This window comes from Polaromonas sp. (assembly GCF_049790275.1).
Lineage (GTDB): Bacteria > Pseudomonadota > Gammaproteobacteria > Burkholderiales > Burkholderiaceae_C > Polaromonas.
On sequence record NZ_JBAQYR010000085.1, the window covers coordinates 17,831 to 41,228 of the forward strand.

Genomic DNA, 23,398 nt, shown 5'->3' on the forward strand with positions numbered 1-23,398 from the left:
CGGCGTCATAAAGATCAATCACGGCAAGGCTCTTTCGATACCGAACTTCTTCATGAAGTAATACAGGTGCTCACGGGTCACGCCCAATTTGCGCGCGGCTTGGGCGACGTTGAACTGGCTGTCCGCCAGCACCGAGCGCACCAGGCGCTCTTGCGCCGCCTCGCCGAACTCCCTGACGCCCTCGGAAATGGGCGCGGTCAGGGTCATGCGGGCCTGGCCGTCGTTGCTGAGCTGCCTTTCCGCCTGAAGAAAAAGCACAGCACGGTCCAGCGCCTCGCGCAGGCGCTGGTTGCTGGCGGGTTTGTTCAGGAAATCAAAGGCCCCCATCCCGATGGCCTTGAGCGCAATGGAGGGCTCGTCCTGGCCCGTAAGCACAATCGCCTTCAACGCGGGGCGCTCCAGAATCAGCAGGCGCAGCAGCTCCAGGCCAGCCGTCGGCTCATTCGGATGGGGCGGCAAGCCCAGATCAAGCAGGGCCAGATCAAACGACACCTGGGCCCGTCGGGCCAGCACCAGCGCTTCATCGGGGCTGCCTGCAGCCGACACGTTGTAGCCCATGTCTTCAAGCGAGCCAGACAACCAGTCACGAAGAGAAGCATCGTCCTCAACGATCAGGACAACGATTTTTTCCCGGACAGGATCAAGGGAGGTATTCACTGTGCAGGTCTTTGCCGGAGGGACGGTCCAGAAAATAAAAACTGCTGCTACCAGCCACCAAACTTGACAATGGCGCTGTTGATGACGGCCTGCGTCACAGGAAAAACAATGTCATCAAGTCCGAAGATATTGCCTGCGCCGCCGGTTTGGCCGTCAGGCCCATAAGAGACGAAAACAAACGGCGTGGTGCAGGCATTTGCTGCGCCAAAGGCCCCAGTGGATGCGCGCCGGTAGCGAATGGCATTACCCCATAAATCGTTGGTCAATCCTGTCAAGGCCGGGACAGTGGTCGGTAATAGTAGTGTCGTAACCGGGGCTGTACAGCCTGTGAAATCCACTGTTGGAGGAAAAACGTAGGGTGCGGCCGCACCGCTTTCTGTGGGCAGGGTGATTTGCCTGTTGGGAGTTGTTCCACTCATCGACGTATAAATGTTCTGAAGAATGGCCAGTTTGAGGGTTTCGAACTGCTCGGCCATCAGTACTTTGGGGTCTTTCAGCACATTGTTCTGGCTCAGACTGGAAATCACATCCCTGGGGGCGATCGCCAGCACAATGTCGTCGAAAGAGTTAGCGCCTGACTCAACGTAATCGTTCTGCAGGAACTGGATGTTGTTGTCGGTATTGGCCACTTCATAGGCACTGACACCTGCCGTCGGAAAGGCCGCCGCCGATTCAGGCACGAACCCGCCCCCCCGATTGGCGCCGTGGGAAATGACCACGGCGACGGCGGCCAGGTTGCAGCTGTTGTCGCCTGCAGTGGTGCTGCATGCGTTGATCTGGTTCCCGGTGGGCGCCGCGCCATTGGTAAGCACAACCGCTGCTGGAGGAATGATTTTGTGCACGGTCATGGATCCACCCATGCCGCTTACCGTATTGACCGTCAGTCGAATGGCGGAATTTCGAACAAAATAGGTGAACCGATTTCCCCACGCGTCGGTACACGCCTCGTCAGCAAGGCCCAGCGACGCGCAGGGCACTGTGCCACGCGACACGCCAGCCGGGGCGGCACCGCCGATGTTGTTGGCCAGGCCACTGGCGGCCGTGCATACTTCTGCCCCGGCGACCCCCGAGCGCTGTTCAGTGTTGTATCCCGCAGCCCCACGAACCAATCCCGGTGCCGCGGGGCAAGGCAAACGGTAATTTTGCGACACAAAAGCCACCAAAGCCTGACGCACCGCCTCGGTTCGGGTCTTGGTACTGTCAATCTTCGCCTGAGCCGTCTTGGCGCCGAGCAAGGACAAGCCAGCGCCAAGAGCGATCCCCGCGATGACAAGCACCAGCGCGATTTCTATGAGACTGAATCCGCGTTGACGTTCTTTTGCCGGCGTGGAGTTGCGCAAAGCGCGCAAAAAGTGATGCTTCATTGTGCTAATCCTTGGTAACAGGAGACTTGCCGGCTTTTGGCGGATTGATCCGGATCGCGCCGGGTGGCAACAAATCGATCGCCTGGCCCGATGGCACATCAATGATCTGACCTGGTCTGGCTTTGATTCGCATGTCTGCGCCTCCCGATTGCAGTGCACCTGCCTGCCCGGCAAGCGTTCGCAAAGGCGTGGTGGAAGCCTGCCCATACAGGGGCTGGTCATTGATCCACACCGTGCTGCGGTTGCCGGAGCGCGTGACGAAACCGCTGATGACCAGTGTGTCTGGCAAGCCTGTGGCAGCATCCGGATTTTCATCGCCTGGCAGCACTTGGGGGCTTCCATCTGAATTGCCTTCAAGCTTGCGGGCAACCTCAAGGCTCCGTCGCTGTGCAGGCGACAGAATCAATGGCCCCAGGTCAGCGTTCGGAGCACCCGTGCCCGGGACAGCCTGCGATGGTCCGGGGGGTTGCGCCATGGCAGCACAGGCGAAGGCAGTCACTGCCGCCATGAAATATCCACGGCGAGTCACACAGGTCGAAATGGTCAAGGCGAGCTTCATGGTATTCATCACGGCGTTTTGGGCACACCTGTGGCAGGCAGCACGTAGAGCCAGGACAAACTGCACTGCACATCTACCGCTGCCAGTTTTCTGTCACCGCTCATAAAAGGCTTACGCTCGTATATACAGCTGTCCGGAATAAAATAGCCCGCATTGCCGCCCTGCAGGCGTGAGAGCAAGCGCAACCATTCTTCTTCATGGACAGTGTTTGCCCGGAGCTTCATCGGCACCCTTGCCAGTTGGGCAACCGCCTCCCCTGTCTTGTCATCATTCAGAGGTCTGAGATTCTCTTGTATGCCGAGCTCCCACGCCATAGCACTTTTTTGAAGATCGCGGGCTGCGCCTTCCAATGCCTCCAATATGGCGAGCCGATCCGGCGGATGTGCAAAACGGGACTGCTTGAGCTTGCCGAACATCTGCAGATTTTCTTCGAGACGTGCGCGATCCAATTGCGTGTTCTGAAGCGATAAATTGGCTGCATCCAGTGCCGCCTGAGCTTTACCCTGCTCCAGAGCGATCCTTTGAGCCAGCCAGTTGGCACCGCCTGCTATAGCCGCAGCAACAACGCACATGACCGCACCTGCAATGAGCGACTTGGCCGCCATTTGCCAGATACTGCGTGCGGGCTGAACTTCACTCATGTTGCTGCCTTCTGCAAACACAACTCAATCGTTCGCGCGCCGACTTCGCCGAGCTTTCCGGTTTGTATCTGCTCCGGATCCAGCGTGACCGTAGACTTGAGCAACGACGCCGACCAACCGCCGGTATTCAGGTTGGTCAACAAACTGTCCTGCAATGCCAGAGCCTGCCTTTGCGTCAGCGAACGCGGGAGTTCAACATTGAGGCTTAGCAGGGCAAGCGATGACTTGACGGATTCTGCCGCTGGCGCCGGTGCAACCGGAGCGCCCGAGAGACCCTGCACACCCGGGCAGGCAAAGGGTTCTGCCGGCGCAGGAGACGCACCGGCGACTGCGGCCTGCAAGCGCGGCAACTCCCAGGTGATTTTTTGCACCTCGACCGCGGGCGCATTTTTGAGCACAGCGGCCAGATACTGCAGAGCGCCAAACTGATCGGGTTGCGCGGCGATGGTTTGCTGCCAGGCCTGCACCGTCGCTACGGCGAGACCCGCCTGGCTCAAGTCCCCCTTGGCACGCAGGACTTCCTGGCTGGCTTGCTGGTTGATGGCTGCGGCCTGCGACAGCTGCTCCTGTGTCAAACTGCGCTTGCCCCAGGACAGCCACAGCAAATCAGCCGACCACAAAAGGGCTAAAGCCAAGGCGGCGATGCCGCCATACTTCGCGCCCGCCGCAATCTGGGCGGCGCGCCACTGCATGCGTGATTCGTCCGGCAGAAATTGCAGTTGCGCAGAGACAGATTTCAGCCGGGGCAGGAGCCGCGCATAGGCGTCATCAACCCCTTCAATGAATTGCACATCCAGCGCGGGGTCGTTACTCACCTCCGCCAAGGCATGTTCGTCATCAAAAGGCAACCACATCTGCGTGGCCACCGGCTGGTCGGCGCTACCCAGCCACTCCTGCGAAATCAGGTACTGAACCGTGCGTCGTGCCTCGGCCAGCACAAAGGTCGCCGACAGGCTGCCCTCGCCAACGCTGAGAGCCAGCCGCGAAAACAGAGGCACCCTGCCGCGAACCAGCACTTGCCGTAACCCGGCAGGCGTTGCCACCAGAGCGAGCGTAGGTCGAAGGCTGGCTGGCTCCAGTGCTTTGTTCGCCGTTCCGTCAGATGGATCAACGCGTGCACGCCGAGGAGCTTTTTGTTTGACTTCCAGCGCAATCAGCGCCGACAGCGGCCACAAGCCCTTGACGCGGATGTGGCGCGCCGACAGGGCCGCCAGCCATTGGCCAATACGTTCACTCTGCCCCATGCCGATCAGGCTGACACGAGTAGGCGGGCGCCAGGAACCCGAAGGTGCCAGCACGGCAGCGCGATAAGGGTTGTCGCGCAACTGCTGCTGCAGACGGCGCTGCAACAACTGCTTCCGCGTGCCAGCCATCCAGATGGGCGGCAGGATGCTGCGAATATAAGCCTCGTCCATGATGTCGCTGACCAGGGAGCAGTTGCCGCGCGCCGGCATGTGCGCCGCGACCCAGGCAACCGGGTCGTCCTGGACTCCTGCCACCGCGACAGCTTCCGCCGCAGCACCGCTTAGCCGATACAGATGTACCGACTTCTGCGCGATGACAAGAGCAAATTCAGCCATGGCTAGAACTTGACCTTGGAAATCAGGTCGTAGATCGGCAGCATGACGGAAGACATGATCCAGGCAATCATGCCGCCCAGCACCAGGGTCAACACCGGCTGAATCAGTCCCTGCAGTTTTTCAATGGCATCGTTGACTTCACGGGTGTAGAAATAGCTGACGTTATCAAGTGCCTTGTCGAGCCCACCGGTGCTCTCACCCACGCGAATCATGCGGACAACCAGCGCCGGGAACAAGGTGGTTGCAGCGAAGGAGTCAGATATTTTTTGCCCTTGGGAAATGCTTAGCGCGGCGCCATTGATCGCTTTCCGGTAGGCAGCGTTGGTCGAGAGGCTTTCGCAAAATCCCAGTGCGTCGAGCACCGAAACACCGCTTCGGTACATAAGCCCGAAAGACTTGGCAAACCGCGCCATGATGATTTTCTTGAGGATGGGGCCAAAAACTGGTACCCGGAGTTTGCTGCCGTCTATCCAGAGTCTGGCAGCCGGCGACACGCGAACTGCCGTGATCCAGACCACGGAAACCAGCGCAATCGCCAGCGGAATGGTGTACCAATAGTTAACCAGGAAATTGGAAAAAGCCACCAGCGCCCGCGTCTGGATGGGAACCGTCCCGCCCAGATTTTTGATAAACCCGATCAGCTGCGGCACCAGGTAAATCATCAAAAAACCCACCGCACCAAGCACCACGGTGCCGGCAAACACGGGGTACATCAGCAGCTTCTTGGTCTGCGCGGCAATCTCGTCCGACCACTTCAAACTTTCCACCAGTTCTGCAAGCACTTCGGGCAGCTTGCCGGTGGCCTCACCGGTGCGGATCAGGCTGATGTTGACCTTGTCGATGCCAGCGGGTGACTGCTCCAGCGCGTCCGACAGGCTGGCGCCACCCTCGATACGGTCCACCAGGTCAGAAATAAACCGCCGCACCGTGGGTGTATCGGCAGAATCACGCAAGTCGATCAGCGACTCAAACAGCGGCACCCCGGCCTGGCTCAGCGTCTGCATGTGGATGAAGATGTTGATGAGTTCCTTGCTCTCCAGCCGCTTACGCGCAAACAGCGTGGCGGCACGCACGGGCGTGGCTTTGAGGAGCTCAAGCTGCATGCGGCCCAGCCGCGCCTCGAGGTCGGACTCGCTGGTGGCGGATTGGCGCCCCGAGATGGTTCGACCCTCGGGGGTGATCGCGCGGTAATTGAACTCAAGCATCAGGTGGCCAGCCTGGTCAAGTCCACCACGCGTGCAACCTCCTCAAGGGAAGTGGTGCCCGCCAGAACGCGCCCCAGCCCATCTTCGGCCATGGTGGTGAAACCATTGCTGCGCGCGTGGGCCAGCAGCTCGGGTGTGCGTGCGTTGCGCGACAGCAGGTCGTCCAGGCCCATGTCAAAACGCAGCAGCTCCATGATGCTGGTGCGCCCCTTGTAGCCCTGCCCCTTGCAATGGGTGCACCCCACGGCACGGTACAGGTGCAAAGGCAGGTGGTGCGCAGCATTCAACAGGGATTTTTCAACATCACCCGCTTCGTAGGCCTCCTTGCATTTGGGACACAGCAGCCGTATCAGTCGCTGCGCGACGATGCCAATCAGGTTGCCCGTCATCACACTCACGGGGATGCCCAGATCAAGCAGACGCGCAATCGCCAGCACGGCCGAGTTGGCGTGCAGGGTTGAGAACACCTGGTGGCCCGTCATGGCAGCGCGAAAAGCCATCTCGGCTGTTTCATGGTCGCGGATCTCGCCGACCAGGATGATGTCCGGATCCTGCCGCATCATGGAGCGGATGCCGTTGGCAAAGTCCATTTTGGGGTTGTCGGCAGCAGAGGCCTGGCGGATGCGCGCCATCGGGTATTCAACGGGATCTTCCAGCGTCATGATGTTGACGCTTTCGGTGTTCATCTCATTGAGGATGGAATACAGCGTGGTGGTCTTGCCGCTACCGGTGGGCCCAGTGACCAGGATGATGCCGTAGGGCCGCGCCAGCATGAGCCGTAGCGTGTTCATGCGGTCGGCGGGCAGGCCCATCTGGTCCATGGGCACGATGGACTTGCGTCTGTCCAGCACACGCAGCACAAAGTTTTCGCCATGGATGGTGGGCTGCGCGGCGGCGCGGAAGTCAACATCATGGCCGCGTATGACCATGGAAATGCGCCCGTCCTGCGGCGCACGCGTTTCGGCAATGTCCATGCCCGACAGAACCTTGAGCCTGACCGACAGTGCCGGCCAGTACTGCTTGTGCAGCACCCTCACCTGCCGCATGACACCGTCGATGCGATAGCGGATGCGCAGAAACCCCTCTTCAGGCTCAAAGTGAATATCGGAGGCGCCTTCGAGCACGGCGTCGGCCAGCAGCGCATCGATGAGCCGGACAATCGGGTGCGCAAACGCCTCCGCACCGCGCATCGACAGCGCGCTGTCGTCCATCTTGCCGGTGCGCAGGCCCTTCAGGATGTCGTCTATCGACAGCACATAGCCGTAGAAGCGGTCAATGGCCGACTTGATGTCGGCCTTGGACGCCAGCCGCCAGCGCAGTGAAATATCGGCAGGCACTGCCGACCGGCACTGGTCCATGGCCACGACATCGTTGGTGTCGCTGATGGCCACCGTCAGTTGCCGGGCCACATCGTCGAAGCCGACGGGGAAGACGTCGTAATTTTGCGCCAGCGTTTTAGGAATGAGCTGGATGGCACCGTCGTCGGGAACCATCTCGCCCAGGCGAATCGCTTCTGTCGCGCTGGCCGCCGCCATGATGGCCGTCAGGTCATCGAGCGACAGCATGCCCAGGCTGACCAGGATGTCGCCAAAGGAGCCGCCGCGCTTTTCACGCTCGGTCCATGCAATCTCGGCCTGGTCGTGCGTGATCAGCCCACTGCGCTCGAGCTCAAGGTAGAACGACGTCGGGTTGTAAACGTCGAGTTTGGCGTTCATCGGGCGGTTCCCGCAGAGGCGCCCGCTTTCAGCGCAGCAAGCCTGCTACGTGCGCTGGCTTCGTCAAAGCCCGACACTTTGCCCTGGGCCAGACCTAGCGCAGTTTCGTAGTACTGCGCCGCCAGGCTGGCTTTGCGCAAGTGGTCCAACGTCACCGCCAGGTTGTAGGCGAATTGCGGCTCCTGCGGCGCGGCAGAGTGAGCCTTGAAAAACAGGGGTTGCGCTTCTGACCAGCGCCGCTCGCCGGACAGCACCAGCCCCAGCGCGTTGTTCAGGTCGGCCTCCTGCGGGGTTCGGGCCAGCATTTCCCTGAGCCTTGATTCCTGCTGAGGTTCGCCCGCATTGGTGATCAGGCTGCTGAGGCCGGCCAGCGCCGTCGCGTTTTGCGGCTCCAGGCGCAGTACCCGCTTGTAAGCGTCCATGGCCGGCTCACGCTGGTTGCTGGCGTGTGCAATGACGGCAAGACCGAGCCAGGCATCACGCTGGGTGGGGTCGGCTCTGAGCACTTCCTGATAAAGCCGGGTAGCTTCACCGAGCTTGCCTGCCTGGTAAGCCGCATAAGCGGATTCCATCTGCGAGGCAGGCTTGGCCTTGCTGGAAAGCAGCGACACACCCTGCAGATCCTTCGCCGTGGTTCCAGCGACGTCGCGGTTCGCAGGGGTATCTTGCTGCTGCCTGCGCTCTGTACGGCGCACGGGAGCGGTAGCAACCATCCGTGGACGATCTGCTGCACCTGCAACGCCAGAGGCCGCAGCTTGTGTGGCAGCCGTGGGCAAAACCGCGCTGGCCGTCGCCTGAGCCGCCACGGGTGCATTGCTGGCGCCAACAGGAGCCGCCGAAGTTTCAACTGCTCCCGAAACAGGCTTGTCCGCAGCTGGCACATCGGCGGGAGACGCCGCCGGGCTGTCTGGTACCGTCACGACAATGGCGGGGGATCGCACAGCCAGCGTGCTGGATGACCCAAAAAGTGCGTCACCGAACAGAAGAAAACCAACAAGCGGTAAAGCCACCAGGAGGACCAGGGCAACCAGCACCCACTGCCGGCGTTGAACCTTGCCCATTGCCGGACGAACCCGCGCGCCGGCCATGGCACCCGCCGCAGACAGGGCCTGGCGCTGGGTTGTTGCTGAAAGAGGCGCGGCCACATCGATGCGCGCCACCGGCGGCTTTGCCGACGCGGTTTCCGCCAATCTGGCATCCTGAGAACCATCTGCCATGGCTTCGGCAGTCGGTCGGACAGGCTCGCGTGCGGCCTGGGCAACAGCCCAGCCCCCTTTGGCAGGCTCTGCATTTTGTTGACCAGCTTCCGCACCGACAGGCCTGGCGTAGCGGCCATAGGGTTGAACGGGGGCGCGCGAGTCGGCTGCAGCAGGCATGGGCGCGGCTTCAGGGGCCGACACCGCTGCAGGTATGCCATCCCGGGTAGGCGCCAGGTCAGGAAAACCCGTGGCATGCACTGGCGGCCTCGTGGAAGAAACCGGGTCAGCGCCGGTCAGCCCGGATGTGTCTACCGCTGTTGGCGCCGGGGTTGGTGATGTCGGCGAGGTCTGCTCTTGCAGGGTCAATTCGGGTGCGCCTACTTTTTCGGCCAGAGAAATCTTCGCCGGGGCTACCGACTCGGTGTCCGACTTGCGTTTACGCGAGTCCTCTTCGGCCCTGCGAAGCGCATCGAGCAGCAAGCTCATGGCCTGCGCCCCACGGGCACCGGCGTGCCAATGGAAAGCTGGCTCCGGATAAAAGAGGCATCGCCGTCGATGCTTGAATCGCGCAGAATGGTTGGGCGCAGGAAAATGACCAATTCACTTTTATTGGACTGGTTGCTGCGAAGCTTGAACAACTCGCCGACAACAGGCACATTGCCCACGCCGGGAATCTGGTCCGTGGCGTTGCTCTGGTCGTCCTGCATGAGGCCACCCAGCACCGCCGTCTCGCCGTCACGCACCTTCATGATGGACTCGAACTCGCGCGTCTGTATTTCAGGAATCCGGTTGGTGATGCCGGCGATCGCAAGCGCGGGGCTGGGGTCATTCGCATAACTTGTGATGCGGGAGACAGAGGGACGCAGGTTCAGGGTGATTTCATTGTCATCACCGACCTGGGCGGTCACATTCATCAAAAAGCCCACCGGCACGGTGTTGATGGTGGTGGTGTAAACGGCCGCCGTGGCCGGAACCCCCAGCGAGGCTGGCGTGCCCGGCGTCACTGAGATGGTGAAATAAACCTTGTTGTCCACGACCTTGAGCAGTGCGGCCTGGTTGTTCATGACACTGACTTTGGGGCTGGACAACACGCGTGTCTTTCCAAAAGACTCAAGCAGGCGAACCGCCGCCGAAATATCGGTCCGACCATAAGACCTCTGAGCGGTGAAAGTCCCGAGAAAAGGTGGATTGACACCCGTGGACAGAGGAGTCCCACCGCCGCCGGCCATCACCAGGCTCAGCGGCGTGGAGACCGCATTGCGGACCACCGACCAGTTAATCCCCTGCTGGTAGTCGTTGGTCAATGCCACTTCCACAATCGTGGCCTCGATGAGCACCTGGCGCCTGGCGTTGCCAACAACCTGATCGAGGAACTCGCGCACGCGCGCATGCTGCTTGCCTGTGGCGCGAACGCTGATCACGCCGGTTTCCGGATTGGCGATCACCGAGGCGGCTTCGCGATACAGCGGTTGCGGTGCGGCCGGTGTCGCGGGAGCAGCCGTGCCGGTGATGGTTCTTGTTGCTGTTCCCAACGCTCCTGCCGCTGAAGAAACCGCAGAAGCAGGTGCCGGTGCGGCGGCGGCAACAGGCGCAGCGCCAGCGGTCGTTTCAATGACCTTGTCTGTTTCCCGAAGCAGGTCACGGATGTTTTCCGTGAGCGTGACCCAGAAGCGGTTGTTGGAGGTGTTGCGAATCGATGCGGACGAAGAGTTGCCGGTGCCAGAGGCTGTCCCCTGCCCGGTGGTGGCAACCTGCGACTCGGACCCGGTGCTGCTGGACGAATCGCGCGTGATGTTCGGGTAGTCTGCCTTGTAGAGGCGCAAAAATGGCGCATCGGGCAACACGAAAAGGTTTTTGCCTTCCAGCTCATAACGCATGTCGATCTGGCGCGCAATGCGGTCAAGCAGTTCGGCAATGGTCTGGTCCAGCGCATTGAGGGTGACTGTGCCGGTGATGCCGGGATGCACGTCCAGGTTGAGCTTCGCGTCCCGGGCCAGGGCGAACAGCAGGGTCTGCACGCTGACGTTGCTGACGACCACGCTGTAGGTTTCCTGCGGCGGCACCACCCGCGGTGCGGGCAAGCGCGGCGCCCCCGTAGAGAGCGGGGGAATATTGGCGACATCATTGGGCGCTTGAGCAACTGCAGGGGCAACACCCGGCTCTTCTGCCAGGTGCCCGCGCAACAGCGGTGGTGGCGGTGTGGCGCAGCCTGCAAGCACAAACATGGCCACCAGGACCGGACTCCATACGGGGCAATGGGTTTTCAAGGGACAGGCTCCTTACGGATGGCATCCAGACTGCGCACAACTGGGTTGTAGCGCTTTATTGCGGCAGGAGCGGATTGCATGAACGCCATGGCAGCTGGGCGGGTTTCGAAGTTCCCCGCGTAAAGAGCGTGAAAAATCTGGCGCTGGTAGAGCCGGTTATGCACGAAGACCGGCGTGGCGGACTGGCCGGACCCGTCCAGCGCCGCCTGCACTTCGTTGGCCATGGCCAGCACTTCCGCATCCCTGGGAGCGCGCTGGGACAGCAGTTGTACCGTGAAGCCTCCGCTGGGAGGGCCGGCCATGAATTCATCCGTCCCTTGCATGCGCACAACCAGGGAGCTGTTGCGCAGTTTCGCCGCAAGCCTCAAGTCGCCCCCTGCCTTCAGTCCCGCAGTCGGAGTTGAAACAGTTTTGCCGGCTGGCAACGCAGGTGCCGCCGGTCGGTCTGATGAAACCGGCTCCGTGGCCGGGGTCACAGCAGGACGGAGCGCAACGGCCTGGGCAACAGGAACCAGTGGGTTCTGCGGGGAACGTTCGTTCGCGGCGACAGTCGGCGCCTGAGCTTGCTCCGGCGCCGTCACGGCCAGCGTCACCGCAACCCGCTCGCTTCTGTCCGGCCCCTGGCGACCACCCAGCGCATAACCCACACCCAGGGCAACCAGCATTCCCAGACCGGCAGGTACAAACTTCCGCCACATACCACCCGGTTGGCCGCCGGAAGCGCCAGGAAGCAGCGCAGCACGCCGGGACAGGGGCAGGCTGTCCCCCACCGCGCGGCGTACCTGCGCCAGACCCACCTGCGGCACACCTTCCGCATAGGCGGCCAGCATGGACTTGTCGGCCAGCATGTTGAGCTTGCGAGTGCGGCCTTCAGAGGCCTGAACCAGCAGCTTGAGCGCTGCTGCGTCAAACAGCTCGCCCCCTTTCCAGCCGACCTTGTGCAGACGAAACATCAGATAGGCCGACGCCTCCTGGGCGTTGAGCGGTTGCAGTTCGAAGCGGTGGCTGATGCGGTCTTTGACCTGCCGCAGTTGCGGTGCAGCCAGCAACTCGTCGAGCTCCGGCTGGCCAAACAGGACGATCTTCAGAAGCTTGTTCTGGGTGGTTTCCAGATTTGACAGCAGGCGGATCTCTTCCAGCGTGGTCGCCGGCATGCTGTGCGCCTCATCAATGACCACGACCACACGCCGGCCTTGCGAGTAGCGCTCGATCAGCACCGCCTCGAGCGCAGCAAGCATGTGCGCGCGATTGCCTTGAGGCGGCTCGGGCATGAGATCGCGGGCAATCGCACCCAGAATTTCGTCGCGGTCAAAAACCGGGTTGGCCAGATAAACAGTATCCGAGGGCAGCGGACGCAGCCGCTCCAGCAGCATGCGGCTAAGCATGGTCTTGCCCATGCCGATTTCCCCGACCACGCTGACGATGCCTTCGTCATGCATGGCGGCCACGATCAGGCCCTCCAGAATGTCGCCGCGCTGGCCTCCGGTAAAGAAGAGTCCTGTGTCTGGCGTAATTCGAAAGGGGTCTGACGAAAGCTCGAAGTGATCTAAATAAAGAACACTCATGTTTTCAAGTACTTGTTAAAGAATGTTCATGTTTTGCTTAACTCTTTCCAAGGGTACAGCTCACCCCCCGATTATGCGTTTGAATCAAAAAATGCAATAAAATGTTACAAGTCGATTTTGATACTGTTGCATTAAGGGAATAGTATTCCCACCACGCCGCGACTTGCTGGTTGCTGCTCCATTGCCAGGAGCCTTCCGTCGTCTGGATCTTCCAGAGGACGGGAAAACGGGGTTCAGAACGGAACGGGCGCCCAATCATCCTTACTGGAGCGTCCGCCCTGCCGCCTTGGGCAGTGTGGAGGCCAGTTTACGCGCGTGATGCCAGGGAAAGCAAATATTGCAGCCGGCCACCCAGGGGCGATACGCCGACCTGTCGGCAGCCCGGTGAGACATCCGGGTTCAGGCTGGACAGTCGGCCCGGCATCCAGGCTGTCTACGAAACTATTGAATGGCAGCAGTATGCGCCCCTGGGCGCACAAGCCGGGCCGCCAGCCCTGAAAAGGTCAGCGGCCGGGCAAGCTCTCAGTGCAATTTGCAGCCGGTTTTGGCCTGCACGGCTTCCATGGTCACGCCAGGCGCCAGTTCGATCACCTTGAGACCTTCCGGCGTCACGTCCATGACAGCGAGGTCGGTGATGATGCGATCCACCACGCCGACCCCGGTCAGGGGCAAGGTGCACTTTTCGAGGATTTTCAGGTCCTCCGTGCCGTCCTTTTTCTTCGCCACGTGTTCCATCAGCACGATCACGCGCTTGACGCCGGCCACCAGGTCCATCGCGCCGCCCATGCCCTTGATCATCTTGCCCGGAATCATCCAGTTGGCTAGGTCGCCCTGTTCACTGACCTGCATGGCCCCAAGGATGCTGAGGTTGATCTTGCCGCCGCGGATCATGGCAAAGCTGTCGTGGCTACCGAAAATCGCCGAGCCCTTGATGGTGGTCACGGTCTGCTTGCCGGCGTTGATCAGGTCGGCGTCCACCTCGTCTTCATACGGGAAGGGGCCAATGCCCAGCATGCCGTTCTCGCTTTGCAGCCACACCTCGATGTGGTCGGGCACAAAATTGGCCACCAGCGTCGGAATGCCGATGCCGAGGTTCACATAAAAACCGTCTTCGAGTTCCTGCGCCGCGCGTGCGGCCATTTGATCCTGGGTCCATGCCATGTTCGTGCTCCTCAAACTTTACGGTCGCGGGTGGTGCGCTTTTCAATGCGCTTCTCGGGCGTGGGGTTGTGCACGATACGGTGCACATAAATCCCGGGCAGGTGGATGTCATCGGGCGCCAACTCGCCGGTGGCGACGATGCGCTCCACTTCCACGATGCAGATCCTGCCCGCCATCGCCGCGGCGGGGTTGAAATTGCGCGCCGTCAGGTTAAAGCGCAGGTTGCCCGAGCGGTCGGCGATGTCGGCCTTGACCAGCGCCACGTCAGGCACCAGAGAGCGCTCCATCAGATAGGTTTCGCCATCGAACTCGCGTAGTTCCTTGCCTTCCGCAACGAGGGTGCCGACACCGGTTTTCGTAAAAAATGCCGGAATACCGGCGCCACCCGCGCGCAGCTTCTCGGCCAGTGTGCCCTGCGGCGTGAACTCCAGCTCCAATTCGCCGGCCAGGTATTGGCGTTCGAACTCCTTGTTCTCGCCCACATAGCTGGAAATCATCTTCTTGATCTGCCGTGTCTCGAGCAGCTTGCCGAGGCCGAAGCCATCAACGCCTGCGTTGTTGGAGATCACGGTGAGGTTTTTGACCTGGCTGGCCTTCAGCGCCTCGATCAGCGCCTCGGGAATGCCGCACAGGCCAAAACCGCCCACGGCCATCAACTGGCCGTCCTTGACGACGCCCTTCAGGGCTTCGGCAGCGGAGGGAAAAAGTTTGTTCACAAAAGTCTCCTGCAGTACTTCAACACCAACTTTAAAAGCCTTACGATACTACTTATCAGCATACGTAGTTATCCCTAAAGTCAAACCCGCACTCCCGGCTCACCTGCACCTCTATGGACATCGATTACCGCCTGGCCTTCGACATGGCCCCCGTGGGCCTGGTGCTCTCGCGCAACCGGTTCATTGTCGATTGCAACCAGCATGTGTGCGAAATGTTCGGCGCCACTCGTGAGCAGTTGATCGGCCAGTCTTTCCAGATTCTCTACCCCAGTGCGGACGAATATGAGCGTACGGGTGCACGTATGCTGCCCATCCTCAATGCGAAAGGACACTACGCGGACGACCGCATCATGAAGCGGGTCGATGGCCGGCTCAAGGGTGAAACCTTCTGGTGCCATGTGACCGGACGCGCCCTGAACCGCGCGGCGCCGCATGAGTCCGGCATCTGGACGTTTGAAGACCTCAGTTCCCGCCGGCCCGTCAAGGCCGAACTCACCGCACGCGAACGCGAAGTTGCCGCGCACCTGATGGACGGACTGACCTCCAAGGAAATCGGCCGCGCCCTGGTCATCAGCCACCGCACGGTGGAAATCTACCGCGCCCGCCTGATGCGCAAGTACAAGGCATCGACGACCGCCGACCTGGTGCACAAGCTGATGGCGGGCTAGGGCCTGTTAACGCTATTTGTGCAAATGCGAACGGGGTGAAAACAGCGCCAATCAAGGCGCGCGACGACGCACAGACTGGGCGTCTGGGCTAGGTGTGCAGAGACTAGTGGCGCTGTTTTCACCCCGTTCCCTCCGGGTTGCGGCCAAAAAGGCCATGCGTAGCGTTGCAAAGCCTGGCCGGGCTCCAGCCCGGCTGCATTTTGCGCCTCACGCATGACCTTTTTGACTCGCAACGCATCTTGCACAAATAGCGTTAACAGGCCCTACACCAGACGCTCTTCTATTGATAGCGCCTCGCGCTTTCCTGCAAAGGGCTGACGGCCTTTTTGGCCCCTATTTTCCTAAATCATGACCCTGGAAACACGCGCGGGCCTGTCGTCCAGTTGGTCCTGGGCGTGGCCGGCGTCGGTCGCGACCAACTGGTCGAACGGCAGAGCCTGCTTGACCAGCACCACGGTGCACGGTGCCGCCATGGCGACCCGGATGGGAACCGTGGCCAGCAGCCGCTGCATCTGCAGCCCGTGGGTGGCCGCGCCCATCACGATCATGCTGACGTGGTTGCCTTGCGCATATCGCAGCAGGGCCTGGGCGACATCACCGTTTTCGAGGATGTGGAAGGAGACGGTCTGGCCGTTCAGGTCCAGGGGTTGGGCCCATTGCCGCAACATGCCGAGGTAGCGCCGGTGAACCGTGGTCTCGCTGGAGGCGGTATCGTGGCCCGGCGTTTCTGACGGGTTGATGACACTCACGCAGGCCAGCCGCGCACCGGGCACGGTACCGAGGGCACGCGACACCGCCTCGCGCAGGGAGTACAGGGTGGCATCACTCACGTCACGGTTGGGAACAGCCACCATGATGATGGGCACCGCGTCGATCTGACGGGATGGCAGCACGCTCGGCTGGTAGTGCATGCCGGCGGCGCGCATCCAGCGCTTCAGATGCGCCCAGAATCCGGTGGATCGGACGCGGCGCCCGCGATCGGTCACCTGCACCTGCTGCGGATGGGACAGGTCGAAGGCCAGGTGGGCGGCAGATGCGTAGCGCCGCGCAGCCTCCGGTTCCAGGCAGCGCAGGATCACTTCCTGCAGCCATTCGGGAAGCTCCGGGCGCCACTTGCGCGGAGGCACCGGGTCCATCCACAGGCGCTGGCGCAGACCACCGGTGGTCTGCGGATTGCCAAAAGGAAGCTCCCGCGTGGCCAGCTCATACAGCATGACGCCGATGGCAAAAATGTCGCTGCGCGGGTCACCGCGCATGCCCACCACCTGCTCGGGTGCCATCCACGTGGGCGATCCCACGGCGGGCCGCAACTCCTCGGCCAGCAGGTCCGGGAAGTGGGCATGACAGGACAGGCCGAAGTCGAGCAGCACCGCAAGACCCTGCGGCCGTATCAGCACATTGGCCGGCTTGAGGTCCAGATGGCAGACGTCCTGCAGGTGCAGGCTGTGCGCAGCCTGCGCCACGGCTGCGCCCAACCAGGCAATCTCTTCAGCCGGCAACGGTGCGGGGCCGTCGTCCAGCCATTGCTGGAGGGTGCGCCCGGGCACGTGCTCCATGACCAGGTAAGGCAGCTTCGCCAAATCGCCGGCGGCCACCAGGCGCGGCACATGCGGCCCCGTGAGCACGGACAGGATCTGCCGCTCCACTTCGAACCCGACGATGTTTTCCGCGCCGTCACCCTCGGTCATGCGCGGCACCTTCATGACCATGGGAAAAGGCTCCCGCTGCGCAGCGCCCGCATAACTGACCTGGTAGATGTGGGCCATGCCGCCGGCATGCAGGCAGTCGCCGACCTGGAAGCCGTCAATCACCGTCCCGGGGTCCAGCAGCTTCACAAGCCCTGCTCCAGCCGTTTCGCAAAATCCTCCGGCAGCCCCGCAGCCCGCACATCGGCCGCCGCCGCGAGATGGTCGTAGGCGACCCGGTGAAAGGTCAGTTCAGCGCGAGCCGCATCAAACATCGCATACATCGCGTCGGTGTCGCCATCACGCGGCTGTCCGACCGAACCCACAGTGGCAATCCAGTGGCGATGGGGCGGTACCGGAATGGTGACCCCCGCTGTCGGTTCAAAACGCAGGAGCTTCTGGCTCGCGCCCCGAAAATAAAGCGTCTGCTGGTGCACGTGACCGCCAAAGACATAACGCACACGCGTGTCCGCGCAGGCCGCATGGAGGCTGGCCTCGGCGCGGTGTCCGCTGTCGACATACAGCCAGCGCTGCGGCGCGTCGGCGCTGGCGTGCACCAGAAACGCGGCGCCGTCGGTGACGGTCAGCGGCAGGCCAGCCAGGAAATCCAGGTCGGCAGGCTCCAGTTGCGCGCGGGTCCACGCCGCGCCACCTGCATCCATGGTGCCGGCCTGGTCGAACGGGGCTACAGCCAATGCGTCGTGGTTGCCCTTCAGGACGATGGCGCCCCCCTGCGCCAGTTCGCGAACCCGGCGCATCACCTGCGCAGGCTGGGCCCCGTAACCGACCAGATCGCCGAGCACGGCGAAACGTTGCACACCCTGGGCAGCGGCGTGCTCCATGCAGGCGTCGAGCGCGCGCAGATTGGCATGAATGTCGGACAGCAGGGCAATTTTCATGGGTTGATGCGTGCATCATCACCCCTGAACCTGATGCGAGGCTTGCAATCGCGCGGCCGGCGTCATATCGCCCGTCATGCCGCCAGCGCGCAGAAGGGCAGCCACACACGCCGAGCCCAGATAGCTATCATATTAATAGCCATCTGCGCTCGCATTCATTGGGCTGGAGGCCAAAAACACTTCAAAACAGTAGCTGATCCCCGTCAACGCGCCGGTAGCCGGGCGCTGCCTGTCTGCAGGCTCAGAGAACGCCCGGATCGGGCTCTCGGCGGATGGACTCCCGCGAGCGGTGGTCGCGCAGCTTGTCCAGTGTGTGTTCGAGCAAACGCTTGAGCTTGTCGCTGGCGCCACGGAAAGCCAGGTCCTGGCTGGAGGCGTCGTGGTTCACGGCCACCGGCTCGTGGTGCGCGAGCCGGGCTTCCATCATGCAGCGCTTGTGGTCGGTGCTGACCTTGCCGCTGTTCTCGTCGCTCATGTGCACCTCGATGCGGGTGATGTCATCCTTGAAGCGGCTTAGCGACGCGTTGAGCTCCGTGCTCGCCCACCGCTCAAACGACTCACCGGTGTGGATGGTGTGGTTGGCGTTGACTTGAATTTGCATGCGTTTTGTCCTTTCATGAGCAGCAGCGTGCGGCGCAGGGGCCGGTTGCCACGACGCCGCCAGAGTGACGGCTGGAAAATTCATTGTGCGCCTGCAAGCCGCGCTGCCTGTAGTCCTCGTTCGCATGCCCGGGTAAGGTCCGTATTTGTTGAAGGCTGGCGGCCCATAGCGCTTTCCCCACCCCATCCAGCCACGATCTGCAGTTCCGGCGGCCACGCAGTCGCTATCAACTTAATAGCTGCCTGCGCCCGCCGTCATTGGGCAAAATGCCAAAATGACCACCACCCGAAACTCAAACAGCCTTGGGAGCGTCCACCACCTCCGCGGCGGTACGGAAAGCCTCCACAGCCGCGGGCAAGCCACAATAAACGCTGGCGTGCAGCAGCAGCTCCTGCAACTCCTCGGGCGTCACGCCGTTGTTGAGTGCGCCGCGCACATGGCCCTTGAGCTCATGCTGCTTGCCCAGCGCCGTCAGCATGGCCACCGTGATCAGGCTGCGCGTCTTCAGGTCCAGGCCCGGCCGCTGCCAGACGTCGCCCCAGGCATTGCGCGTGATGTAGTGCTGGATGGGCGCCGAAAACGCCGTCACCTTGCCAAGGGCATTGGCCACGAAGTCTTCGCCCATCACCTGTTTGCGTGTGGCCAGGCCTTTGTCGAAATCCTTGTCTGCGGGTGGGGTCACGGCGGTCTCCTGAAAAACCTGGAGGATAGTGGAAACGGAAAAACCCGCCAGGCTCCCCCGGCGGGTTGCTGTGCACGCATTGTCTCGCGGCCAGCGGGTCAACCCGCGTGCCACTGCGCCAGGTTGGCCAGCATCGCCAGCAGGCCCGCGGCGTTGATGGCAGCGCCGACGGAGAGGCGCAGCGCCTTCATGCGACGGCCTCTTTTGCCACGGACAACGGCTTGGCTGCCTGGGCACTCGCCGCCGCCAGGGCCGACAGCTTGCGCGCCACCGCGGCGCCATAGGCCGGGTCAGCCTTGGTGAAATGACCGATCTGCACCTGCTGGACGTCCCGGCTCACGTCCTTCAGGGCACCCGCAATGTTGCTGGTCAGCCGGTCCTGCGCGTCCGGCTTCATCACGCGGAACAGGTTGCCCGCCTGGGTGAAGTCGTCCGAGGCGCCACGCTCGTCATACCGCCCCGCCATACCGTTGAGCGCCAGGCCCGCGTCGCCATGGCCCAGTCCGCCCGGCGAAGTGCCGGCCGCCGCGACGGTCTCGTAGTTTTGCGCAGAACTGCCGTTGTCGATCGCCATCTGACCGTCGCGCTGCTGGTTGTGGAAAGGGCAGCGCGCGCGGTTGACCGGCAGGTGCTGGTGATTGGTACCCACGCGGTACAACTGCGCGTCGTGGTATGCAAAGAGCCGGCCCTGCAGCATCTTGTCGGGGCTGTAGCCCATGCCCGGCACGATGTTGGCGGGCGAGAACGCCGCCTGTTCGACGTGCGCATGGTAGTTGTCGGGGTTGCGGTTGAGCTCAAGCACGCCGACGGGAATGCGCGGGAAATCTCCATACGGCCAGACCTTGGTCAGGTCAAACGGGTTCCAGCCCGTCCGGCTTTCCCAGGCCACGGCTTCGGCCTCGGTCATGACCTGGGTGGACACGTCCCACTGCGGGAAGTTGCCCTCGGCAATGGCGTTGAACAGGTCGCGCTGCGCGTGATCCGGATCGGTGCCCGCCAGGCGCGCGGCTTCGTCGGCACTCAGGTTCTTGATGCCCTGCTTCGTCTTCAGGTGCCACTTGGCCCAGACACGCTCACCCGCAGCGTTGATCAGGCTGAAGGTGTGGCTGCCGAAGCCGTCCATATGCCGGTAGCCATCGGGCGTTCCACGGTCGCTGAACAGCATGGTGACCTGGTGCAGCGATTCGGGCGCCTTGCTCCAGAAGTCCCACATCATCTGGGCCGACTTCAGGTTGGTTTGCGGGTCGCGCTTTTGCGTGTGTACAAAGTCGGGAAACTTGATCGGGTCCTTGATGAAGAACATGGGCGTGTTGTTGCCCACCAGGTCCCAGTTGCCCTCTTCGGTGTAGAAGCGCATGGCAAAACCGCGCGGGTCCCGTTCGGTGTCGGCACTGCCTTTTTCACCACCCACCGTGGAAAAGCGCACAAAGGTTTCCGTCTTCTTGCCCACTGCATTGAACAAGCGGGCCTTGGTGTACCGGCTGATGTCATGGGTCACTGTGAAAGTGCCGTAGGCGCCGGAGCCCTTGGCGTGGACCACACGCTCCGGAATTCGTTCGCGGTTGAAGTGCTGGAGTTTCTCGATCAGGTGAAAGTCCTGCAGCAGAAGCGGGCCTCGCGGACCGGCGCTGAGGCTGTTCTGGTTGTCGGCGACGGGAATGCCGGACGCGGTGGTCAGAGAGGGGTGTTGACTCATGAAAAAGACTCCTGCTGTTGAAAAAGGTGAGGCATGCACGAATGCTAGAAGCACCTCATCAATAAACAAAGTCAATTAAATAAATTCAATCGATAGTTTTTTACAAAGATCTGAAAATACCCCCTCCGACGGCGCTCACGCAGCGCTCCCTGGCTTTCACAAAGCGGCCCGCGGCACCATAACAGGCGCCGGTTTGGCGGAAGCAGCGGGTTTCGCAAACGGTTCGGTCCCGCCAGCCTGGGCAATGCCATGGGCGATCAGGGCCGAGCCGGCAAACAGGATGATGGCCACGAGCGCAAGCACGAGGCCGGTGCCGCGTGGCCGGTGAACGGCGGTGGTGCGGATGGTGTGGGCGTTCACGCGGTAACCTGAATCGCTTTTGAAATTGGCAACGGCTTTCATGGCAGAAGCCTCGCTCAGGCCGCAGCAGCTTGCTGCGACCGGGCCTCGATGAGGCCCAGCTGCATCACGCTGGCCAGCAGTGCGTAGGCCGCTGTCCAGGCTTCACGCACATCGGCCGTGAATTTTTCGCCCAGCCCCTGCTCCAGCGTCCACAGCAGTGCACTGCCCACCGTGTCGAAGTGCTCGTCCTGGACGCCGTACTTCGCATGGCGCATGCCCAGCTGGCGCACAACCGGAACAATGGCGTCCAGATTCGTCAAGCCGTTCACGGCCGTACTGAGCATGGACATCAACATGCGTCCCTGGTCGGCCAGGTCACCCTTGAACAGGGTCTGCAACGACGGGTCCAGCACAAACAGGCGGGTATAAAAAATGTCAGCTGCAAGCGCAGCGATGGGGCGCACATCCTTGAAACTGGATTGCACAAGATTGATTTGTTCGGAGTTCATGGGTTTCCTTGGGTGAGCGGTGTGGGACCCCCACTGCTACCCAAGATACGTGCCACCGCCATTTCCCAATGGAATCAACAACTTGGAGGTTCCCCACCCTGGCAGCGGTGTCGGGTTTCGCAGACAGCCAGGGCGCCCAGGGACAGAAAAGTGTGTGAAATCAGGGATGTAGCCTGTCTGTCAATACAGACAGATGAACACGACACACGGCGCGCTCAAGCCTTGAAGCTGGCGGCGTCGAGCTGGTGGCGGGCCAGCAGGGCATAAAAATCCGTCCGATTGCGGCGGGCGAGCTTGGCGGCCTGGGTGACATTGCCATTGGTGATCTTCAGCAGCCGCGTCAGGTAGTCGCGCTCGAACTCCTTGCGGGCCTCGTCGAGCGGCAACATTTCCCCGCCCTGGCTGGTCAGGGCGCTTTGCACCAGGGCCGCCGGAATGAGCGATCCGGTACACAGCACCACGCATTTTTCGACCACGTTTTGCAGCTGCCGCACATTGCCCGGCCAGGGCGCGGTGCTGAGCTGCTCAAGCGCGCCCGGCGCAAACGCTGTCACTGATTTGGCGTAGCGCAGCGACAGGCTGCGCATGAAATGGTTGGCCAGCAAGGGAATGTCTTCGCGGCGTTCGGCCAGCGGCGGCAGGCTCAGCCCCACCACATGGAGGCGGTAAAAAAGATCTTCGCGGAAACGGCCGGCCGCCACCTCGTCCTCCAGCCTGCGGTTGGATGCCGAGATCACGCGCACATCGACCTTGTGGGACCTGGCCGCCCCTACCGGACGCACTTCCCGCTCCTGCAGGACGCGCAACAGCTTGACCTGCATGGCCAGCGGCAGGTCGGCCACTTCATCCAGGAAAATCGTGCCGCGGTGTGCACTGGTGAACAAACCTACGCTGTCGCGCACGGCACCGGTGAAAGCACCCTTGACGTGACCGAAAAGCTCCGACTCGACCAGGTTTTCCGGTATCGCGCCGCAGTTCACGGCCACCAGCGCTTCCTGATGCCGTGCGCTGGAAGCATGCAGGGCGCGGGCCAGCAATTCCTTGCCCGTGCCGCTCTGGCCGTGGATCAGCACGGAGGCATCGCTTTGTGCCATGAGACGCGCTTCGGCCAGAAGTTTCTCCATGCGCGGGCTGCGCGTGATGATGGCCTCCCGCCAGGCTTCGCCGGGCAGCTCACCGGGCATGTCCGCACCCAGCGTGGAGGACGCCTCCAGCGCCCGGCCCACTTCACGCATCAGGTCCAGGCCTTCAAAGGGTTTGGTCACATAGCCGAAAACTCCGCGCTGCATGGCATGCACCGCATCGGGAATCGTGCCATTGGCCGTCAGGATCAGCACCGGCAGGAGCGGGAAACGGCGATGAACAGCCTCGAACAGCTGCAGACCGTCCATGCCGGGCATGCGCAGATCGGTGATGAGAATGTGCGGCAATTCCTGGTCCAGACGGGCCAGTGCCGCCGCGCCGCTGCTCGCCTCTATGGCCGTGTGGCCTTCGTAGTGAAGGCGCAGGGACAGCAGCCTCAGCAGGGCCAGGTCGTCGTCGACGATCAGAATACGCGCCATAGTTCCCCGTTGATCAAGCACGTACCTCAGGCTGGCAGAGCTGTTGTTGAAGTTTTTTTGCCAAGCATAACGTCTAACCGGCGGACCGTACACCGTTGCAGCGCACATGACATGCCCGGTACGCT

The 23,398-nt window shown here is 62.0% G+C and carries 21 protein-coding genes; 1 reads left to right on the forward strand and 20 read right to left on the reverse strand.

The window, feature by feature from the left end; genetic code table 11:
* Positions 1-18: 18 nt before the first annotated feature.
* The 12 genes from WA904_RS11070 to WA904_RS11125 all read right to left on the reverse strand — a co-directional run bounded on the left by WA904_RS11070 (position 19) and on the right by WA904_RS11125 (position 14,629).
* Positions 19-657 (reverse strand): response regulator, encoded by a 639-nt coding sequence (locus WA904_RS11070; protein WP_425197176.1) that lies wholly within the window; start codon positions 655-657, stop codon positions 19-21.
* Between the two features lie 47 nt (positions 658-704).
* A complete protein-coding gene (locus WA904_RS11075) occupies positions 705-2,021 on the reverse strand; it encodes a prepilin-type N-terminal cleavage/methylation domain-containing protein (protein WP_425197177.1) in 1,317 nt (438 codons plus the stop codon).
* Between the two features lie 4 nt (positions 2,022-2,025).
* Entirely contained in the window at positions 2,026-2,589 is a 564-nt protein-coding gene (locus WA904_RS11080) for a hypothetical protein (RefSeq protein ID WP_425197178.1), read from the reverse strand.
* Positions 2,589-3,221, reverse strand: coding sequence for a hypothetical protein (locus WA904_RS11085; RefSeq protein WP_425197179.1), 633 nt, complete (start codon positions 3,219-3,221; stop codon positions 2,589-2,591). Before WA904_RS11085 ends, WA904_RS11080 begins: the two co-directional genes overlap by 1 nt.
* Complete coding sequence (locus tag WA904_RS11090) at positions 3,218-4,801, reverse strand: hypothetical protein (RefSeq protein WP_425197180.1); 1,584 nt, start codon at positions 4,799-4,801, stop codon at positions 3,218-3,220. Before WA904_RS11090 ends, WA904_RS11085 begins: the two co-directional genes overlap by 4 nt.
* A 2-nt stretch (positions 4,802-4,803) precedes the next feature.
* Positions 4,804-6,006: a type II secretion system F family protein gene (locus WA904_RS11095; RefSeq protein ID WP_425197181.1), complete on the reverse strand. Its 1,203-nt coding sequence runs from the start codon at positions 6,004-6,006 to the stop codon at positions 4,804-4,806.
* Positions 6,006-7,721 (reverse strand): GspE/PulE family protein, encoded by a 1,716-nt coding sequence (locus WA904_RS11100; RefSeq protein WP_425197182.1) that lies wholly within the window; start codon positions 7,719-7,721, stop codon positions 6,006-6,008. The genes WA904_RS11095 and WA904_RS11100 overlap by 1 nt, the downstream gene beginning before the upstream one ends.
* Complete coding sequence (locus WA904_RS11105) at positions 7,718-9,406, reverse strand: tetratricopeptide repeat protein (protein ID WP_425197183.1); 1,689 nt, start codon at positions 9,404-9,406, stop codon at positions 7,718-7,720. Before WA904_RS11105 ends, WA904_RS11100 begins: the two co-directional genes overlap by 4 nt.
* Positions 9,403-11,187 carry a pilus (MSHA type) biogenesis protein MshL gene (mshL, locus tag WA904_RS11110; RefSeq protein ID WP_425197184.1) on the reverse strand — a complete coding sequence of 595 codons (1,785 nt, stop codon included), beginning with the start codon at positions 11,185-11,187 and terminating at the stop codon, positions 9,403-9,405. Before mshL ends, WA904_RS11105 begins: the two co-directional genes overlap by 4 nt.
* The gene (locus tag WA904_RS11115) at positions 11,184-12,752 is read right to left on the reverse strand and encodes an AAA family ATPase (protein WP_425197185.1); all 1,569 of its coding nucleotides are present in this window, start codon (positions 12,750-12,752) and stop codon (positions 11,184-11,186) included. The genes mshL and WA904_RS11115 overlap by 4 nt, the downstream gene beginning before the upstream one ends.
* 522 nt (positions 12,753-13,274) lie before the next feature.
* Positions 13,275-13,913 carry a CoA transferase subunit B gene (locus WA904_RS11120; protein WP_425197186.1) on the reverse strand — a complete coding sequence of 213 codons (639 nt, stop codon included), beginning with the start codon at positions 13,911-13,913 and terminating at the stop codon, positions 13,275-13,277.
* 11 nt (positions 13,914-13,924) lie between these two features.
* Positions 13,925-14,629: a CoA transferase subunit A gene (locus WA904_RS11125; protein WP_425197187.1), complete on the reverse strand. Its 705-nt coding sequence runs from the start codon at positions 14,627-14,629 to the stop codon at positions 13,925-13,927.
* Positions 14,630-14,742: 113 nt separating this feature from the next.
* On the opposite strand from WA904_RS11125, the gene WA904_RS11130 reads away from it, so the two are divergent.
* Positions 14,743-15,297: a LuxR C-terminal-related transcriptional regulator gene (locus WA904_RS11130; RefSeq protein WP_425197188.1), complete on the forward strand. Its 555-nt coding sequence runs from the start codon at positions 14,743-14,745 to the stop codon at positions 15,295-15,297.
* A 341-nt stretch (positions 15,298-15,638) separates the two neighbouring features.
* Here WA904_RS11130 and WA904_RS11135 read toward each other — a convergent pair whose 3' ends face one another.
* The 8 genes from WA904_RS11135 to WA904_RS11170 form a co-directional block, all read right to left on the reverse strand.
* On the reverse strand, positions 15,639-17,132 hold the full coding sequence (locus tag WA904_RS11135) for a serine/threonine protein kinase (RefSeq protein WP_425197189.1): 1,494 nt from the start codon (positions 17,130-17,132) through the stop codon (positions 15,639-15,641).
* A complete protein-coding gene (locus WA904_RS11140; RefSeq protein ID WP_425197190.1) occupies positions 17,129-17,881 on the reverse strand; it encodes a metallophosphoesterase family protein in 753 nt (250 codons plus the stop codon). The genes WA904_RS11135 and WA904_RS11140 overlap by 4 nt, the downstream gene beginning before the upstream one ends.
* A 241-nt stretch (positions 17,882-18,122) precedes the next feature.
* Positions 18,123-18,482, reverse strand: coding sequence for an HPF/RaiA family ribosome-associated protein (locus tag WA904_RS11145; RefSeq protein WP_425197191.1), 360 nt, complete (start codon positions 18,480-18,482; stop codon positions 18,123-18,125).
* Positions 18,483-18,774: 292 nt separating this feature from the next.
* On the reverse strand, positions 18,775-19,107 hold the full coding sequence (locus tag WA904_RS11150; protein WP_425197209.1) for a carboxymuconolactone decarboxylase family protein: 333 nt from the start codon (positions 19,105-19,107) through the stop codon (positions 18,775-18,777).
* A 244-nt stretch (positions 19,108-19,351) separates the two neighbouring features.
* Positions 19,352-20,860, reverse strand: a complete 1,509-nt coding sequence (locus tag WA904_RS11155; protein ID WP_425197192.1) for a catalase — start codon at positions 20,858-20,860, stop codon at positions 19,352-19,354.
* A gap of 156 nt (positions 20,861-21,016) precedes the next feature.
* Positions 21,017-21,262 (reverse strand): hypothetical protein, encoded by a 246-nt coding sequence (locus WA904_RS11160; RefSeq protein WP_425197193.1) that lies wholly within the window; start codon positions 21,260-21,262, stop codon positions 21,017-21,019.
* Positions 21,263-21,276: 14 nt separating this feature from the next.
* Complete coding sequence (locus WA904_RS11165) at positions 21,277-21,711, reverse strand: globin family protein (protein WP_425197194.1); 435 nt, start codon at positions 21,709-21,711, stop codon at positions 21,277-21,279.
* Between the two features lie 215 nt (positions 21,712-21,926).
* Positions 21,927-23,273, reverse strand: a complete 1,347-nt coding sequence (locus WA904_RS11170) for a sigma 54-interacting transcriptional regulator (RefSeq protein WP_425197195.1) — start codon at positions 23,271-23,273, stop codon at positions 21,927-21,929.
* Positions 23,274-23,398 lie beyond the last annotated feature (125 nt).